General features: G+C 74.4%; 16 protein-coding genes. 6 read left to right on the forward strand and 10 right to left on the reverse strand.

The annotated features are described in order from the left end of the window. Positions 1–48 precede the first annotated feature (48 nt). Together ACFVXG_RS36430 and ACFVXG_RS36435 are read right to left on the reverse strand one after the other, a co-directional pair. On the reverse strand, positions 49–489 hold the full coding sequence (locus ACFVXG_RS36430) for an HPP family protein (RefSeq protein WP_387933991.1): 441 nt from the start codon (positions 487–489) through the stop codon (positions 49–51). A 229-nt stretch (positions 490–718) separates the two neighbouring features. Next, positions 719–1360, reverse strand: a complete 642-nt coding sequence (locus tag ACFVXG_RS36435; RefSeq protein ID WP_387933992.1) for a TetR/AcrR family transcriptional regulator — start codon at positions 1358–1360, stop codon at positions 719–721. 119 nt (positions 1361–1479) lie between these two features. Between ACFVXG_RS36435 and ACFVXG_RS36440 the strand changes: the two genes are divergently transcribed. Beyond that, positions 1480–2517 (forward strand): medium chain dehydrogenase/reductase family protein, encoded by a 1038-nt coding sequence (locus ACFVXG_RS36440; protein WP_387933994.1) that lies wholly within the window; start codon positions 1480–1482, stop codon positions 2515–2517. A gap of 153 nt (positions 2518–2670) precedes the next feature. Further along, the gene (locus tag ACFVXG_RS36445) at positions 2671–3342 is read left to right on the forward strand and encodes a DUF2306 domain-containing protein (protein WP_387933996.1); all 672 of its coding nucleotides are present in this window, start codon (positions 2671–2673) and stop codon (positions 3340–3342) included. On the opposite strand, the gene ACFVXG_RS36450 is transcribed toward ACFVXG_RS36445, so the two are convergent. Both ACFVXG_RS36450 and ACFVXG_RS36455 read right to left on the reverse strand, forming a co-directional pair. After that, on the reverse strand, positions 3264–3713 hold the full coding sequence (locus ACFVXG_RS36450) for a hypothetical protein (protein WP_387933998.1): 450 nt from the start codon (positions 3711–3713) through the stop codon (positions 3264–3266). The two genes, ACFVXG_RS36445 and ACFVXG_RS36450, sit on opposite strands and share 79 nt — an antisense overlap. Positions 3714–3847: 134 nt before the next feature. Then, entirely contained in the window at positions 3848–4330 is a 483-nt protein-coding gene (locus ACFVXG_RS36455; protein ID WP_387934000.1) for a MarR family winged helix-turn-helix transcriptional regulator, read from the reverse strand. Positions 4331–4372: 42 nt separating this feature from the next. On the opposite strand from ACFVXG_RS36455, the gene ACFVXG_RS36460 reads away from it, so the two are divergent. Further along, the gene (locus ACFVXG_RS36460; RefSeq protein WP_387934002.1) at positions 4373–5413 is read left to right on the forward strand and encodes an alpha/beta hydrolase; all 1041 of its coding nucleotides are present in this window, start codon (positions 4373–4375) and stop codon (positions 5411–5413) included. Between the two features lie 17 nt (positions 5414–5430). Here the strand turns inward: ACFVXG_RS36460 and ACFVXG_RS36465 are convergent, their stop codons facing one another. Then, entirely contained in the window at positions 5431–6561 is a 1131-nt protein-coding gene (locus ACFVXG_RS36465) for an MFS transporter (protein WP_387934138.1), read from the reverse strand. Positions 6562–6826: 265 nt separating this feature from the next. Here ACFVXG_RS36465 and ACFVXG_RS36470 point away from each other — a divergent pair, with 265 nt between their 5' ends. Further along, positions 6827–7288, forward strand: a complete 462-nt coding sequence (locus ACFVXG_RS36470) for a hypothetical protein (RefSeq protein WP_387934004.1) — start codon at positions 6827–6829, stop codon at positions 7286–7288. After that, positions 7288–7491 (forward strand): hypothetical protein, encoded by a 204-nt coding sequence (locus tag ACFVXG_RS36475; RefSeq protein WP_387934005.1) that lies wholly within the window; start codon positions 7288–7290, stop codon positions 7489–7491. Before ACFVXG_RS36470 ends, ACFVXG_RS36475 begins: the two co-directional genes overlap by 1 nt. A gap of 46 nt (positions 7492–7537) precedes the next feature. Here ACFVXG_RS36475 and ACFVXG_RS36480 read toward each other — a convergent pair whose 3' ends face one another. From ACFVXG_RS36480 to ACFVXG_RS36500, 5 genes are all read right to left on the reverse strand, one after another. Beyond that, complete coding sequence (locus ACFVXG_RS36480) at positions 7538–8173, reverse strand: hypothetical protein (protein ID WP_387934007.1); 636 nt, start codon at positions 8171–8173, stop codon at positions 7538–7540. A 132-nt stretch (positions 8174–8305) separates the two neighbouring features. Then, positions 8306–8857: a DUF4328 domain-containing protein gene (locus tag ACFVXG_RS36485; protein ID WP_387934009.1), complete on the reverse strand. Its 552-nt coding sequence runs from the start codon at positions 8855–8857 to the stop codon at positions 8306–8308. Positions 8858–8989: 132 nt separating this feature from the next. Continuing rightward, on the reverse strand, positions 8990–10366 hold the full coding sequence (locus ACFVXG_RS36490) for an erythromycin esterase family protein (RefSeq protein ID WP_387934011.1): 1377 nt from the start codon (positions 10364–10366) through the stop codon (positions 8990–8992). Positions 10367–10613: 247 nt separating this feature from the next. After that, positions 10614–12272: an amidohydrolase gene (locus ACFVXG_RS36495; RefSeq protein WP_387934013.1), complete on the reverse strand. Its 1659-nt coding sequence runs from the start codon at positions 12270–12272 to the stop codon at positions 10614–10616. A 49-nt stretch (positions 12273–12321) separates the two neighbouring features. After that, positions 12322–13029 carry a TetR/AcrR family transcriptional regulator gene (locus ACFVXG_RS36500; protein ID WP_387934015.1) on the reverse strand — a complete coding sequence of 236 codons (708 nt, stop codon included), beginning with the start codon at positions 13027–13029 and terminating at the stop codon, positions 12322–12324. A gap of 71 nt (positions 13030–13100) precedes the next feature. On the opposite strand from ACFVXG_RS36500, the gene ACFVXG_RS36505 reads away from it, so the two are divergent. Next, complete coding sequence (locus ACFVXG_RS36505) at positions 13101–14618, forward strand: cytosine permease (protein WP_387934017.1); 1518 nt, start codon at positions 13101–13103, stop codon at positions 14616–14618. The last annotated feature ends 155 nt before the right edge of the window (positions 14619–14773 follow it).

Below are 14773 nucleotides of genomic sequence, written 5' to 3' on the forward strand. Positions count from 1 at the left end.
CGGCCGGGTCGACCGATCGGTCGACCCGGCCGTCCGCCGCTCCGCCGTTCACCACGAGAGCGGGTAGCGGACCGGGTGTCCGCCGATCCGCCCGGGCAGCAGGCCGATGACGACCAGCAGTGCGGTGGACAGGGCGAGCAGGGGGAGGAAGGGCACGGGGTGCGGGGCCTGGAGGACCACGATGACGGTGGTGGCCACGGCGGGGGAGTGCGAGAGGTGGGTGAGCATCATCGCGCCGAGCGCCAGTCCGGCGGCGATCGCCGCGCCCCAGGCGGTGCTGCCGGTGACGGCCAGGGTGGCGAAGCCGATCGCGGCGGACAGCAGCTGGCCGCCGACCAGGTTGCGCGGCTGGGAGATCGGCAGTCCGGGCGCGCCGTGCACCAGTGCCGCGCTGGCCGCCAACGGCGGGATCAGCAGCGGCTGGTGGAGCAGCACGCCGACCCCGACCAGCAGGAGCAGGGCGCCGATGGCGAACACGGTGGCCCGCAACGCGTGCAGCGGGTGCGCACGTGGGGCGGGGCCGCCGGGGGCAACGCGTTCTCGGGCGGGGCGGTGCGGACGGACGGAGGGGACGGCGGGGCGGGCATGTGCGGGCGGCTCCGGGCGGAGGACGGGGGACCCGCAGATGATAAACAGAATGTTGAAGGAGGGGTAGGACGATCTGCCTGCTGGGCGCCTCGTCGAGACGGGTCCCCGCGCCGAGCGCTCCGCTGTTCGGCTATTCGGTCTTGAGGTGCGCCAGCGTGACGATGAGCCGCTCGGCGATGCCGTCGGGCCACGGGAAGGCCACCGTCGACGCCTGCTGGTGGGCCAGCCCGTGCAGGCCCAGCCAGAGGGCGACGGTGTCGGTGTAGGCGTCCGTGCTGGTGGAGGCGCCCGCGGTGACGCACGCGTCCAGGGCCTCGGTGAGCAGCTGGAGCGCCGCCTGGCCGAGGGCGAGCATGTCGTCCGCCGTCACGCTGCTGTCCTGCAGCGCGGGCATCCAGACGCCGCCGAACATGGTGCGGTAGCGCTCGGGGTGCTCCCGGGAGTACTCCAGGTAGGCGTGGCAGACGGCGAGCAGCCGCTGCCGGGGGTCGTCGCCCGCCGCGTCCAGGGCGGCCCGCAGCTGGGCCGTCAGTTCGTCGAAGGCCTGCCGCACCACGGCCAGCATGATGGCCGGCTGGTCAGGGAAGTGGCGGTAGATCGAGGGGGCGGCGATCCCGACCTTGCGGGCGACGGACCGCAGGGTGACGGCGGTCTCGGTGCCGGTCTCCTCGAGCAGTTCGACCGCGGCGGCCAGGATGTCGTCGCGCAGGCGGGCGCCTTCCCCGCGGCGGTTGCGGGGGCGGGCGGAGGGTGCGCTCGAATCGTTTCCCATGGCGTGAGCTTACAGGTGAAAACTTACGGGAGCCAGCTCTTGCCTGCCGTGAGCTTACGTGTGTAACTTTACGGCCGTAGCCACCATCGCCACCACCGCCGCGCCGAACGGAGCACGCCATGAACGACGCCGTCGTCACCCACGCCACCGAGGTCGTCCTGCCGGGCGAGGTCGAGCCGAGCGGCCTGCGACTGCGCACCCGCGACCTCCCGCCGCCCACCGCCGGCCACGTCCTGCTGCGGATGGACGCCACCGGCGTCTCCTTCGCCGAGCAGCAGATGCGCCGCGGCAAGTACTACGACCAGCCGCCCTTCCCCTTCGTGCCCGGCTACGACGTGGTCGGCATGGTGGTCGCGACCGGCCCCGGCGTCGACCCCGCGATGGTCGGACGCCGGGTCGCCGCCGTCACCAAGACCGGCGCCTGGGCCAGCCACCTGCTGCTCGACGCCGCCGACGCCGTCCCCGTGCCGGACGGGGTGACGGCCGCCGACGCGGAGACCGTGGTGGTCAACGGCGTGACGGCCTGGCAGATGCTGCACCGGACCACGAAGGTGGCCCGGGGTGCCACGATCGTCGTGCTCGGCGCCAACGGCGGCGTCGGCTCGACCCTGGTCCAACTGGCCCGGCACGCCGGGATCACGGTGATCGGCACGGCCTCCGCGCGGCACCACGACACCGTCCGCGCCCTGGGCGCGACCCCGGTCGACTACCGCGACCCCGACCTGTACCGGCGGATCCGGGAACTCGCCCCGGACGGCGTCGACGCGGTGTTCGACCACGTCGGCGGGGACGGCCTGGAGGAGTCCTGGCGGCTGCTGCGCCGCGGCGGGGTCCTGGTGTCCTACGGCACCGCCGCCACCAAGGACGAGACCGGCAACTCGCAGCTCCCGGTGCTGAAGCTGTTCGCCCGGCTGGCGCTGTGGAACCACCTGCCCAACGGCAGGTCCGCGCACTTCTACAACTTCTGGGCCGGCCGGCGCCGCCCGGAGGCCTTCCGGGCCCGCCTGCGCGAGGACCTCACCCAGGTGCTGGCCCTGCTGGCCGACGGCACCCTCACCGCCCAGGTCGCCGCGGAGTTCCCGCTCGACGAGGCCGCGGCCGCGCTCGCCCTGGCCGAGTCGCGCACCGTCGCGGGCAAGGTCGTCATCGTCCGGTAGGGCCTGTCTTGTGAGGCCCGGTCCGGCCGGGCCGGACCGACCGACTCCCCAACCCCCTTCTCCCGTAACGGAATCGGAGCTCTGCCCATGACCGGAACAGTCGCGTCGCGGACCGCTCGCCGAGGCCGGTGGTGGTGGTCCCGGTGGGGCCTGATGGCCGTGTCGGCGGTCGGCATCGCCGCCGTCTTCGTGCCGCCGTACCTCACCGGCTCCTCGTTCGCGCCCATCGACCGGAGCATCGTCGGCTACTACGCGAGCCTGGTCGCCCATGCAGGGCCGGCCGGACTGACGCTGGTCCTCGGACCGCTGCAGTTCGTGCCGCGGCTGCGGACCCGGTACCCCCGGTTGCACCGGATCGTCGGCCGGGTGTACCTGGTCTCCGTGGTGGCCGCCTCGGCCGCGGCCCTCTACGCCGCCACGGTGTCACCGAGCGGCTTCCCGCTGCAGGTCGCCTTCTCCCTGCTGGCCGCGGCGTGGCTGTACACCGCGGCCCAGGCCTACCGGACGATCCGGCGCGGCGAGGTGCGGCTGCACCGGATCTGGATGATCCGCAACTACGCCCTGACCTTCGGCGCCGTGACCCTGCGGCTCTACCTCCTCGCCGGCCTGGCGCTGGCGAAACTCGTCCCGTCCCTGACCTTCCGGGACGTCTACACCACGGCCGGCTGGGCGGCGGTCCTCGGCAACGTGCTCATCGCCGAGTACTTCATCGTCCACCGCATCCTGGCCCCGTCGGCGCGGCGGGTTCAGGACTCGTCGGACAGGGGCGGTTCGGAGGAGGCCGCCGCGATGCGGGCCTCGATCTCCTCCAGGATCGGCCGGTAGGCCTCCTGGTAGGTGCGCATCCGGGTCAGGCACGCGTCGAACAGCCGCCGGGAGCGGGCCTTGCGGTGGGGCATCAGGCCGTAGCGGCGCAGGCGCACCGAGCGCATGTCGACCATGAAGCCGGGCCGGCAGCGCACTCCGTGGGCGTGGCGCACGGTCTCCTCCGCCTCGCGCAGCAGGCTCAGGTAGGCGTCGTGGCCGACCTTCCAGCGCTCGGCCTCCTCCGGGGTGCCGGGCACCTCGAGGCCGCGCACCACCGGGTCGACGACGTCGTAGAGGGTGAACTCCAGCCCCTCGGGCGCCTGGGCCCAGGACATCACGCGCCACGGCCACGGGATCAAGGTGTAGGTGCGCTGCTGTACGCGGATCACGCGGTTCCCCCCGGTGTCGTTGCGCCTCGGTGTCGGTGTGCCCCGGGCCGGTGTCCGGTGCCCGGCGCTCCGGGGCCCGGCGCCAGCGTAGGGGACGCCGTCGGGGCGAGGGGTGGAGTCGGCGCGGGTGGCGGTCAGCCGGTGGGGGTGCCGACCTGGTCGCGTTCGAGGGCGGAGCGCAGGGTGGCCAGGGCCCGGGCGGTCGAGGACAGCGCGGTGGTATCGAGGGTGCCTGCGAGCAGTACGGCCAGGCCCTCGGTGAAGGTCTGCTCGGCTTCCTCGACGAGCCGGGTGCCCTCGTCGGTCAGGACCAGGAGGGAGGACCGGCGGTCCGCGGGGTTCGGTCGGCGGGCGGCCCACCCCTGCTTCTCCAGGCGGTCGATGCCCTTGCTGGTCGCCCCGACGCCGATCGCGAACTCGGCGGCGAGGTCGGCCACCCGGCACCCGGGGTGGCGGTGCAGGTAGCCGAGGAACTCGTACTGCGAGGTGACGATCCCGTGCCGCTCGCGGAGCCGGTCGTTCAGGGCGTTGTACAGGCGCGTCTCGCACCGGACCAGGTCGGCGAAGAACCCGGCGAGGTTGGTTGCGGCGCGATCGTCGTCCAAAGTATCTTCCACGGCATATAGTGTACGGGAAGCTACATGGACGGGAGTGTACCCATGAGCAGGGAACAGCTCAGCAGGATCGACGCGATGCTGCGGCAGCCGGCGCCGACCGGGCCGACGGAGCCCCGGTCGGTCGAGGAGATCCGGGCCGGCTTCCGGGCGTTGATGGCCGGGATGATCGTGCCCCACGACGCCATCCGCACCGCGCCGACGACCCTCGGCGACCGGCCCGCCCTGCGGGTCGACCCCGAGGACGGCGGCGCGGCGGCCGGCCAGGACGGGCCGGGGTCGGGGGCGGGGATGGGGCCGGGGTCCGGGTCTGGGTCGGGGACGATCCTGTACTTCCACGGCGGTGGCTGGGTCTTCGGCTCGCCCGAGACCGCCCTCTCGCTGACCGGGAACCTGGTGGCCAGGACCGGCCTCGGGGCGTACTCGCTGGACTACCGGCTCGCCCCCGAACACCCCTTCCCGGCCGCGATCGAGGACTGCCTGAGTGCCTACCGCGCCCTCCTCGACCGCGGCGAGGACCCCTCGGCCATCGCCTTCGCGGGCGACTCCGCGGGTGGCGGACTCGCCGTCACCACCTGCCTCGCCGCCCGCGACGCGGGCCTCCCGCAGCCCGCCGCCCTGCTGGCCTTCTCCCCGGGGCTGGACGCCACCCGCAGCGGCGCGAGCATGCGGACCAAGGAGGGCGTCGACCCGATCTTCACCGGCGCCGCCCTCGACCGCACCGGAGCCATGTACCTCGGCGGAGCCGACCCGCGGCAGCCGCTGCTCAGCCCGGCCGTCCTCGCCGACCTGACCGGCCTGCCCCCGATGCTGATCCAGGTCGGCGCCAACGAACTGCTGCTGGACGACTCCACCCGCCTGGCGGCGCGGGCGAGCGAGGCGGGCGTGGACGTCATCCTGGACATCACCGCCGACGCGCCGCACGTGTTCCAGGCCTTCGCGGGCGTCCTCGACGAGGCGGACGAGGCACTCGACCGTGCCGCCCTCTTCCTGCGCCAGCGGCTCCGGGTCGGGCGGGCCGCGCGCACCGCAGGCACCGCGCGCACCGTACGTCCTGCGCGTCCTGTGCGGGCGACGGCCGAGTAGGCGTCGCCGGGGTCGGGTCAGGCCTCGGCGCCGGACCTCGACAGGCGCAGCAGGTAGGCGCCGGAGGCGGCGGCCAGCAGGCCCATGCACGCGGTGAACACCAGGCCCGCGTGGGCCAGGCCGAGCGGTTCGGCGAGCAGGCCGACACCGATCACCGGGATCGAGATGCCGAAGTAGCCGACCACGAAGAGGGCCGAGAGTACCCCGCCCCGGTGCTCCGCCGGGCTCGCGGCGGCGACCTCGCCCACCGCACCGCGCAGCCCCATGCCCTGGCCGGCGCCGCCCACCAGCGCGGCCGACACCAGCAGCGCCAGGACGGCCAGGGCCAGCGAACCCGCCAGCAGCGCCAGCCCGGCGATCAGCACCAGGCAGCCCAGCGGGACGGCCCGCGCGGTGCCCAGCCGGGGCACGAGCAGCTGGCCCAGGGTCGAGGCCAGGAAAGCCGACGAGACCACCACGCCCACGGCCGCGCGGTTGTGGACGTCCAACCCCTCGGCGAGGAAGGCCGGGGCGACCGAGGTGAACAGCCCCAGGAGCGAGAACCCGGCGAAGGCCGCGATCCCGGCCGGCACGAACACCCGCCGCACCTCCGGCGGCAGACTCGGCCGGACCGGCCGGGCGGTGCGCAGCGGGCGGGCGCCCGGCACCGTCTCCGGCAGTTGCAGCAGCACCCCGCAGGCCAGGGCGAGCAGCACGAGGTGCGCCACGAACGGCAGCACCAGGGGGCGCGGCGCGTACTGGGAGAGCACCCCCGACAGCAGCGGTCCGCAGCCGAGGCCGCCCATGTTGGCGGCCGTCGCGACGAAGCCCGCGCGCCCCCGGTGCCCGGGCGGCGCCAGCTCCAGTACGTACGCCGTGGCGGTGCCGGTGAACGCCCCCGCCGACAGCCCCGACAGCAGCCGGCCCACGCACAGCAGCAGCACGCTGTCCGCCGCCAGGAACACGACGGCGCTGCACGCCGCGCCGACCAGCCCGCACAGCAGCACGGGCCGGCGCCCGACCGCGTCGGACACGTTCCCGACCAGCAGCAGCACCCCGATCACACCGAAGGCGTACACGGCGAACACCACCGTCACGGTCAGCTCGGAGAAGCCGATCCGCTCCTGGTACAGCCCGTACAGCGGGGTGGGCAGGGTGGTCCCGGTCATGCAGACCGCGAAGGTGAAGGCGGCGAGGAGATAGCCCGCCCGGGTGACGGCGGGTCCGACCGTCCGATGATCAGTCACCAACCCACGATAGGCGCGCGCCCCGGGCGGGCCCACGGCGCGCGGGTGCCCGCTGGGCCGACCGGCGGTACGGGCCCGGCCGGGGCGGTACGGCTCCGGCTGGAGGTGCGGCTTCGACCAGGGCGGGACCGACCGGGGCGGTACGGGCTCTTGAAGGGGCTCGGCGGGCGCTGCTTGACTGGTGGTCGTGGCCGACACCGCATCCGCACCCGACCCGCTCGGAGACCTGGTCAGCCGTCACCGGGTCGACAACCGCGCCCGCTGGGTCAACGCCGCCTGGGCCCTGACGATCGGCGTGCTCACCGGCTGGCTGGGGGTGTGGTCCCTGCTCCTGGACGGCGGCACCTCCGGTGGCCGCAAGGCGGTCGGCAGCGCCCTCGGCTTCGGGCTGTGCGGACTGGTGATCGGTCTCACCCAGGCGCTGCGCGCCCTGCGCGGTGGGTCGGGGGAGTACTTCGAGGTGCGCGGCAACGGCCTGGTCCACGGCAACGCCGCAGGCCGCCGGGCGAGTTGGACCTGGGACCGGGTCACCACCATCACCGTCCCGCGCCGCCGCGACTCGGTCGGCGCGAGGGCGACGAGTGGACCCGCCGGGCCGGGGGCCTGCTGCTCCTGGGGGCGGCGGGCTGCGTCGCAGCCGTCCTGCTGATGGTCCGCTACATCTCGGACCACCCGGGCGGCGACCGGGTCACCGTCGACGCCGACGGCCACACCTCGTACGACTACGTTCCGGGCGCCGACGGCACCACCGTGGCGCTGCTCGCGATCGCAGTGGCGCTCTGCGGGCTGGGCGCCGTCGTCCTCTCCGGCCTCTTCGTCTACGGCCGCCTCCGCCACCGGCTCCGGCGCTGAGCCCGGTCCGGCCGCGTCAGGTCACGTCAGGCCGCGTCAGGCCGGGTCAGGGCGTCGTGGCCCAGCCGACGACTCCGACCAGCAGGCAGGCGCCCGCCGCCAGCAGGCAGCCGATGCCGGCCCACAGGAGGCAGCGCACCGCCTTGTTGTTCGCCGGCATCAGCCCCGCCCGGAGCCGGCCGCCGGCCGGTGTGGTGCCGACGGCCAGGCAGAGCAGCCACAGGCCGAGCACGCCGACCGGAATCACGGCGAACAGTCCAGCCAGGTCGCCGACGGCGTAGGTGAGGCCCGTGTTGTGGAAGCCGCCGTCGCCGTAATCGACGGGCAGGACGGCGCCGATGTGGTGGGCGCCGCTGATCGGCGAGTCGGCGGTCACCGTCCGGCCGTCGTCGGAGTGGAAGGAACCGGCGCAGGAGGTGATCAGGCCCGGTTTGGAAGGGTTGTCGCCCCAGCAGCGCTCCACGGTCAGCTCGCCCGGCCGACCGCTCATCCGGGCCGCGTAGGAGAAGGCGGAGACGGCCGCCCGGCCGCCCAGGACACCGAGCGCGATGGTCGCCGCGCCGAGTACGAGCAGGGCCAGGAAGCCCATGCCCCAGTCCTGCGGCTGACGTCGCGCGGCCGCCGCCGTTCGTGCCCGGGCCTGCTGCCCGGAGGCCCGGGCCGACTTGTTCATCCCGCTCATGACCGGTTCCGCTGATCCTTGCCGTGGTGCTGCCCCGGCCGGATGGGGCCGCCGGGGAGGATGGGGGGACGATCATGTCAGACCGCTCCCGCGGCCCTCGCCGGGGTGCCCGTCCCCGAAGGGTGCTACGGGTCAGCCCACCGGCACCGGGGTGGTGGGTGCCGGGGCCGGGGCCCCGGCCTGGTGGGCGGTGATGCGGCGGACGACCACGGCGAACAGGACCGGGTGCACCGCGCCGAGGGTGGCCGCCGCGAGGACGGCGGGAGTGTGCAGGGCCTGGACGCGGGTCAGGAGGACGGCGGCCGTGGCGGCGAGCGAGGTGGCGCACCAGAGGTGGACGAGCGCCGGGGCGCTCCGTATCCCGGTGGCCCGCCAGAGCCCCAGGGTGATCGGCCAGCGCAGGACCAGGCTCAGCCAGGGGACCAGCCAGCCCGCGGCGGCGAAGCCGGGGCCGAAGGGCTGGACGCCGGGGGTGAGCAGTTCGCCGTTCGCCCTGGCGTGACGGAACCAGCGCAGACCGATGGCGAAGCTCGCAAGCGTGAACAGGACGAAGAGCACGGCCATGAGCCCCGCCAGGGCCTTGCCGCCGGGGGCGAGGCCGAGCGCCTCGCCCGTGGCGAAGCAGAGGCCGGACAGGACCGCGGTCCACTGGAGTCCGAGGGCCGGCTTGCGGAGGTCGTTCACGAGTCCGTTTCCTGTGGATGGGCCTGGGCGACGGCGGGTCGGCGGTTGTCGAGGCGGGCCCTGCGGAGGAACTGGTCCCGGGGCGAGCCGCTGACGGGGAGGCAGGCTACCAGCGGGGCGGACGGTCGGTGCTCAGAGCTTGTCGGCCGCGCGGACCCGGTGGAGGTGGATCAGCACGTCGTAGCTGCCGCCGAGGGCGAGGGTGGGCAGCGGGGTGCTGGTGAACGTCGTACCGGCGTCGTAGGTGGGGCGGGCCGTGGCCAGCCAGGTGCGGGCCGCGGGCGGGGCCTGGCGCAGGTCGAGGTAGTAGTCGCGGGGGCGGACCCGGTCGAGGAGGTACTCGTTCATGCCGAGCGTGGCCGGCGGCACGGTGGTGCTGCGCCAGTCGTCGGCGAAGGGGTCGGCCTCGGTCAGGAAGGAGCCGCTGCCGAAGGTGCAACCGATGCTGACGTAGCCGGCGCCGAGCGCCTCGCGCAGATGGGCGCCCTGCGGGGTCGGGTACAGGACCGGGTCGCTGGACCGGTAGCCGGCGTGGCCGTTGTGCGCCGAGAGCAGCACCTTTCCGCCGTGGCGGCGCTGCCACCACAGGGTGTTGTCGGCCATCGCCCGGTCGCGGAGCACCTGGGCGGCGACGACGGAGGAGCTGTCGTCGACCCGCATGGTGGAGAAGGCGAAGGTCCGGGCGATGTTGCGGGCGTGCTGCACGGCCCACTCGTACGCCTCGTCGCCGTCCTTCCCGGCGGCGACCACCAGCTCCAGCGCCTGCTGTGCCAGGTCCGCGTTGCGCTGCCGCTCGGGCAGCGGGGTGCGGCTGATGTAGCCGATGGCGTCGGTGAACGGCCGCAGGCCGGCGTAGGACTGCTCGACGCTCGCCAGCGAGGCGGGGGCGGCCTTCCGCAGGTAGGCGGTGACCTCGGCGAAGGGCTGCTCGCCGATCCCCGGGAAGCCGAGGTCGGTGCCCACGAAGTGGACGGGGTGCTGCGGGCCGCTCCGGTTGTAGGCGCGCATCCACTCGATCAGGTCGGCGAACTCCCGCCGCTGCCACGGCGATCCGGCCATCACCCGGCGGACGAGCCGGCGGGCGTCGCCGTCGCCCCGGCCCTGCACGAACGCGTCGATCAGCAGGCCCCCCGACCAACTGGCCTCCAGGGCGAAGGTGGTGAAGCCCTTCTCCTCGACCAGGTAGCGGAACACCCGGTGCTTCATGGTGAAGAACTCGTGCGAGCCGTGGGTGGCCTCGCCGAAGCCGACCACCCGGGCGTCGCCGATCATCGCGCCCAGGGCCCGCAGGCCGGCGGCCGGGGCGTCGGGCTCGGTGGAGCGCAAGGAGTGGGCGATCCGGTCCAGTTCGGCGGAGACGTCCGAGGTCGGCGGGACCGGGCCCGTCGTGGCTGCGGCCGCGGCCGCAGCCGTCCCCGGGATGAGCAGGGCGGCGGTGGCGGCGACCGCGGTGCCCGTGGTGGCGGTCAGCAGGGTCCGTCGGTTGATCGGGTTCCGGGTCACGGTCATGATGGCTACTCCTCGGCTCTTCGCTTCTCTGCTTCTTTGCTTCAACTCGTCCGGCTGTCCGGGCCGGTGAGAAGATCCTCCGCCGAGGAGGGGGTGGGGCGCGCTGGGGAGGGCCGCCGGGTTTCCCGGGGGACAACCCCACCCGCCCCGGGCCCCTGGGGGCACCGGGATGGTTCCCCTGGGGCCACCTGGACGAGTGGACGAACGGCTGGTAGCGGGCTCGCTGGCTCGCGGGGCCGACCCCTCGTCAGGAGAGCTGCTCGGCGCGGTGGGTGGGCCGGCCGTCCAGGACGGTGAGCAGGACCGGGACCGCCGCGAGTTCGATGGCGGGGGTGGTGAGCGGGTCGGCGGCGAGGACGGTGAGGTCGGCCCGGTGGCCGACCGCGATCCGGCCCGCCAGCTGCTCCTCGCCCGCCGCGAAGGCCGCGTTGACGGTCATCGCGCGCAGCGCCTCCAGGGCGGAGAGGGCCTGGCCGGGGTTGTGCGGGGGCTGGCCGAGGTCGCGGGTGGGGCGCCGGTGGCGGGCCCCGGCCATGACGCCCAGCGGCGGGTAGGGGGCGATCGGCCAGTCGGAGCCGAGGACGACGGTGGCGCCCGCGTCCCACAGGTCGCGGCAGCGCCAGGCCCGGTCGGCGCGCTCCTCGCCCAGGCGGCGGGACCAGTTGTCGGTGTGGTCGGCGCGGGTGAAGTCGCAGCAGTGGGTGGGCTGCATGGAGGCGATCACGCCCAGCTCGGCGAAGCGGCGCACCACCTCGTCCGGGACGGTCTCGATGTGCTCGATCCGGTGCCGGACGGGGGTGGTCCGGGCGGGTGTTCCCGGGGCCGGGACGGTCGGGTCGGCCGCGGTGGCCTTCGCGACGGAGTCGAGGGCGTGGCGGACGGCGGCGTCGCCGATGGCGTGGGTGGCGGTCGGCACACCGGCCCGGTGCAGCTGCCCGATCACGTGGGTGTAGTGCGCCGGGTCGGGCCAGAAGGCGTGGGTGGACTCGCCGTGGCAGTCCGGGCGTTCCAGCCAGGCGGTGCCGTTGTCGATCGTGCCGTCCATGAACAGCTTGACGCCGTCCACCCGCCACAACCTCCCGCCCCGGCCCTGCAGTTCGATCAGCGCGCGCAGCCCGTCCTGGTCCACGCCGGGCTGGCACCAGGGGGCCACCCGCAGCCGCAGCGGCAGTTCGCCCGCCTCGTCGAGCTCGGCGTAGAGGGCGAGGCTGTCCCCGCCCGCGTCCATCGCGTGGCCGCCGGTGAGGCCGCTCGCGGCCATCGTGCGCAGGGCGGCGGCCAGGCGCTCGCGGCGCTCGGCGCGGGTGGGCTGCGGGGCGGCGCGCTCGACCAGTTCGCAGGCCGCGTCCTCCAGCAGCAGTCCGGTGGGACGGCCGTCGGCGTCGCAGACGATCTCGGCGGCCTGGGCGAAGGTGCGGGGGCCGTCGACGCCGGCCAGCTCCAGGGCGCGCGGGCTGGCGAGCATGGAGTGGGCGTCGAAGAGCTGGAGCAGTGCGGGGACGCCGTCCAGCACGGGGGAGAGGGCGGCGGACTCCACCGGGCGGTCGCCGAAGACGTTGGGGTCCAGGCCCCAGGCGTGCAGCCAGGTGCCCGGGGCGAGGCCCTCGACCTCGGCGGCGAGGGCGGCGCGGACGGACGGCAGGTCGGTGCAGCCGGAGAGGTCCAGGCCGTGGGTGAGCTCGGCTCCGGTGACCGGGTGGAGGTGGCCGTCGACCAGGCCGGGGGTGACCACGGCGCCCTTGAGGTCGATCACCGTCGTTGCGGCGTCGGCGAGTTCGCGGATCGTCCGGTCGTCGCCCAGGGCGGCGATCCGGCTGTCGACCACGGCGAGCGCGGTCTGCGGGAGGAACCCGCCGGACGCGGGGTCGAGCAGGCGGGCGGAGAGGAGGACCAGGGAGGTGCGCACTTCGGCTCCAGCGGTGGTGCGGGGCGGGGGCGGCGTGGGGGAGTCGGGGTCAGGACTGCTCTTCGTCGGGGGAGTCGGGTTCGGCGGCGGGTTCGGCGGCGGGTTCGGCGGTGGGATCACCGGCGACGGGGGAGGCGGCGAGGGTGCCGTCCGCCAGGCCGAGTTCGCGCTCGGCGGTGGCGGCGGCCAGGCGGATGACGGCCGAGGGGTGGTTGCCCAGGCCGGTGTTGGCGTGGGAGGCGAGGCCGTCGATCACCACCAGGATCCGGATGGCGGTGAGGTCGGCGTCCTCGGTGCGGAACGCGCCCTGCTCGACGCCCGCCCGGACCACACCGGTGAGGCGGCCCCGCCACAGCGACTCCTGGCCGAGCACGCGCTCGCGCAGGACGGGGCGGTAGCGGCTCAGGTGACGGGCGTTGAGCCAGAGCCGGCTCATGTCGTCGTACGCCGGCCCGGTGGTGCGGGCGAAGAAGCGGGCGAGGTGGTTGAGCGGGGAGCCGTCCGGCGGGTCGGCGGGCAGCAGCGACTCCAGTTCGGCAGTGGCGGCGCTGCCGAAGGCCTCGGCGACCAAGTCCTCCACGGCCGGGAAGTAGTGGCTGATCAGGCCGGGTCTGACGTCCAGCTGTTCGGCGATCCGGCGCAGGGTGATGCACTCCAGGCCCTCGGTGAGGGCGACGGTGGCTGCGGCCTCGACGATCTCCGCCCGGCGGTCGTCGGGGGACTTCCGGATCCGTTTGCGCTGAACGCTTGACGTCATGTGCCGGATGCTATTGAGTGTGCGACCAATAAGCAAGCAGGTGGGCACGACACCCCCACGGAGGGCCCCCAATGGCGTCCACGCTCCCGGACCACCCCCAGTCCGACTCCCCCGCCGGACCACCGCTCCCGCAGTCCCCACGGCCCGCGCAGCCCCCGCACTCCGGGCAGTCCCCGCAGCCCCGACAGCCCGGGCAGTCCCCAGAGCCCGCGCAGGAGCGGGGTGGGCGGGTCGAGGTCCACGGCATCGACCACATCCCCGAGACCGAACGGCGGGGCCGCGCCCGTGAGCTGTTCCCGGTCTGGGCGGCGGCCAGCGTCAACTACCTCAACCTGGTGGTCGGCGGCGCCCTCGTGCTGAGCGGGCTCAGCCTCTGGCAGGCCTTCGCGGTGGTCGTGGTCGGCAACCTGTTCTGGCTGGGTACCGGGCTGCTGGCCGTCTCCGGACCGGCCGCCGGCGCACCCAGTGAAGTGATCACGCGGGCGTTGTACGGCGTCCGGGGCAACCGGGTGAACAACGCCGTCACCGGGTGGATGATCTCGGTCTGCTACTTCGCGCTGAACCTCGCGGCGGCGGCCGTCGCGGCGTTCTCCCTCGTCGAGCAGGTCGGGATCACCCCGGACACCCCGATCAAGATCGCCATCGTGATCGCGATCGTGGTGCTCACGCTGACCATCAGCGTGTACGGGCACGCCGTGATCCTGCGGCTCTACCTGCCGATCACCCTGGTGCTCGCCGCCGCCTTCGCCGTCGTCGGGTACGCGATCCTCCGGCACGCCGACTTCGGCCGGAGCCAGCCGGAACCGCTCACCAGCGGCGGGCAGTGGGCGGCCGTCCTGGCCGGCGTCACCCTCATCGCCTCGGGCCCGCTCTCCTACACCACCAGCGCCGACTTCTCCCGCTACCTGCCCGCCCACACCTCCCCCCGCGCCGTCCTCGGCTGGACCGCCCTCGGCGGCTTCCTGCCCAGCGTCGTCGTCGGCGGCCTCGGCGTGCTCGGGGCCACCGCCGTCGACATGACCGACCCCCAGGCCGCGCTCCAGAAGATCCTGCCCGGCTGGTTCAACCCCGTCTTCCTGCTCTCCCTGGTCATCGGCACCATCGCCGTCAACGCCCTCACCGCCTACAGCGCCGGCCTCGCCCTGCAGGCCGTCGGCATCCGGATCCGCCGCACGCTCAGCGTGCTCGTGGACGGCACGGTCGCCGTCGCGCTGACGCTCTACGCCCTGCTGGTCTCCAACTTCCTCGACACGGTCAGCAATGTGCTCCAGCTGACCGTCGTCCTCCTCGGCCCCAGCACCGCCGTCTACGCCGTCGACATCCTGCTGCGCCGCAACCGCTACGACGGGCGGGCGCTGACCGACGAGTCGCCCGGCAGCCCGTTCTGGTACCGCGCCGGCGTCAACCCGGCCGGTGCGCTCGCCCTGCTCGCGGGCGTGACGGCCTCGGCCCTCTGCGTCGACACCCTCTACACCGGCCCGGTCGCGGCGCTGACGGGCTTCGACCTGGCCCTCCCGGCGGGGATCGTGGTCGCCGCCGTGGTCTACGCCCTGCTGATGCGGCGGGTGGTGTCGCGCCCGAGGGCCTGACGCCGAGGCGATCGACCCCTGGGCTCGTGGGCGGTGCGCCCCGCGCGGGAAGTCGGCCGGGCCGACTTTCCGCGTCGGGCTTCCCGGGTGCGTGTGCGGGTCCCTTCGGAGGGCGGGGGCGAGCGGTTCTCCTCTACTTCTGCGGTCCGGTCTCC

It is taken from the genome of Kitasatospora sp. NPDC058162 (assembly GCF_042884005.1).
In the GTDB taxonomy this organism is placed as follows: domain Bacteria; phylum Actinomycetota; class Actinomycetes; order Streptomycetales; family Streptomycetaceae; genus Kitasatospora.

Excerpts from the sequence above, each read along its gene's own strand:
- ACFVXG_RS36435 (WP_387933992.1), bottom strand. The coding sequence starts at position 1,360 with ATGGGAAACGATTCGAGCGCACCCTCCGCCCGCCCCCGCAACCGCCGC.
- ACFVXG_RS36440 (WP_387933994.1), top strand. The coding sequence starts at position 1,480 with ATGAACGACGCCGTCGTCACCCACGCCACCGAGGTCGTCCTGCCGGGC.
- ACFVXG_RS36445 (WP_387933996.1), top strand. The coding sequence starts at position 2,671 with ATGGCCGTGTCGGCGGTCGGCATCGCCGCCGTCTTCGTGCCGCCGTAC.
- ACFVXG_RS36460 (WP_387934002.1), top strand. The coding sequence starts at position 4,373 with ATGAGCAGGGAACAGCTCAGCAGGATCGACGCGATGCTGCGGCAGCCG.
- ACFVXG_RS36465 (WP_387934138.1), bottom strand. The coding sequence starts at position 6,561 with ATGACCGGGACCACCCTGCCCACCCCGCTGTACGGGCTGTACCAGGAG.
- ACFVXG_RS36475 (WP_387934005.1), top strand. The coding sequence starts at position 7,288 with ATGGTCCGCTACATCTCGGACCACCCGGGCGGCGACCGGGTCACCGTC.
- ACFVXG_RS36480 (WP_387934007.1), bottom strand. The coding sequence starts at position 8,173 with ATGAGCGGGATGAACAAGTCGGCCCGGGCCTCCGGGCAGCAGGCCCGG.
- ACFVXG_RS36490 (WP_387934011.1), bottom strand. The coding sequence starts at position 10,366 with ATGACCGTGACCCGGAACCCGATCAACCGACGGACCCTGCTGACCGCC.
- ACFVXG_RS36500 (WP_387934015.1), bottom strand. The coding sequence starts at position 13,029 with ATGACGTCAAGCGTTCAGCGCAAACGGATCCGGAAGTCCCCCGACGAC.
- ACFVXG_RS36505 (WP_387934017.1), top strand. The coding sequence starts at position 13,101 with ATGGCGTCCACGCTCCCGGACCACCCCCAGTCCGACTCCCCCGCCGGA.